The following is a 1502-nucleotide window of genomic DNA, read 5'->3' as shown; positions in this document are numbered from 1 at the left end:
TGGACCTGCTCGCGAATGGAACGCCGGAACAGCGCCGTGGCGCGGCGTCTGCGTTGAAGCGGCTGCAGGACCCCGATACCTTGCCGCCGCTGCTCCAGGCAGCGGACGATCCAGACCCCGCTCTGCGGGGCCGAGCCATCGACGCGCTCGGCTCTCTGGGGTCACCGGCCGTGATCGACCCCCTCCTGGGCAAGCTGGCTGACCCCGGTCCCGACGTGCGCCGCGCGGCCTTGTCGGCGGTCGCCACCCTTGCGCGCGGCACTCAGGTGAAGTACCTCGAACCCGCCAGCGGCATCTCCGGCGTCTCCGGTCCCGACCGAGAGATCACGAGCGGCCCGCTGGTTCGACCCGATGTGATTCCCTCGGCGGCACGGCTCGTCGCGGACCCCGAACCCAGCGTTCGGCGCACGGCCATCGATGCGCTGCGGACACTGAACCTGCGGGGCATTCCCGCCGAAGCCATCGATGTTGTCGTTGCCCGGCTCAGCGACCACGACGGCGACGTCAGCACCCTCGCAGCGCGCGCGCTGCTGGAAACACCCGAAGCGGGCGACCGGGTGCGCGAGGCCCTGGCAGGGGTCCCGCGTGGCGGCCTCGAGGAACCGTACTGCTCCCGATCCTGTTACGAGCGCGGCGGACAGGCGATCGCCAGGGCGATGATGGAGACCGAGGTCCAGCGGTGCTGCATCTGCGGTGGCGCCGTCCAACCCCGAGCTCCTCAGAGCTGGGCCGCCGAGCTGACGCGGCCACAGGCGAACGCCAGCTTCGTCTGCTTCGCGCCCGGCCGCGACTCCACACAGGTCGGGGGCGCTGTCTTCCCCCAGTGGTACCACCGGGCGGAGCCGATGCCTGGACTAGTAGGTGTCTACTTCCATATCCACACAGACGTCCTCGGGGAGCACCGATGCGGTGACGAGGTGGCGGCCGTGGTGTCGAGAAGCCCGATGTGCGTGGCGTGCGGGGTCGTCCTGCGTCCCTGACCCGACCGCCCGGGGAGGCGGACTGCTCCGGGCCGTGGGGTCAGGCGGCTCGTCGGGGGTAGTCGTCGGCGATCGCGAGGTCGAGGCCGGTGGGTGGGTGCCACATCTCGGTCACCACGGGTCGCCGGGCCGCGCCGGGACTGTCGGGGAGTCGGCGGGTGCCGGTGTGGTCGACGAGGTAGTGCCCGCCGTGGGGGTCGCGCCACAGGTAGATCCCGGGGAAGGGTTGTCGCACCGCCCATCCGGGGGCGTGGGTCTTGACCCGGTGATGGTGCAGGGTCATCGGCCCGTAGTTCCCGATCCCGGACACGCCGCCGTGGGCGTGCGGGATGGTGTGGTCGACCTGCATCGACCGGGTCGTGCAGGAGGCGAAGGGGAAGGTGTCGGCCGGCGTCATCAGATGCACGGCCCGACGATGTCGCTCCGGGATCTCATAGGCATCCACCGGCGCCAACCCGGCAATGTCGAGCACCGGACGGACCGTGAACCGCGCCCGCTCCCCCAGGACCTCGCGCAGCCACG

1 protein-coding gene and 1 pseudogene are annotated in these 1502 nt (G+C 71.2%); one reads left to right on the top strand and one right to left on the bottom strand.

Going from position 1 to position 1502, the window contains the following annotated elements:
• The coding region (locus tag VGD85_RS15180) for a HEAT repeat domain-containing protein (RefSeq protein WP_331064271.1) at positions 1-980 on the top strand (980 nt) is incomplete at its 5' end.
• A gap of 40 nt (positions 981-1020) precedes the next feature.
• Here VGD85_RS15180 and VGD85_RS15175 read toward each other — a convergent pair.
• A pseudogene (locus tag VGD85_RS15175) lies at positions 1021-1502 on the bottom strand (hypothetical protein); the annotation flags it as partial.

Source organism: Nocardioides sp. (genome assembly GCF_036401255.1).
GTDB lineage: Bacteria > Actinomycetota > Actinomycetes > Propionibacteriales > Nocardioidaceae > Nocardioides.
This window is presented reverse-complemented; position numbering and strand designations above follow the sequence as displayed.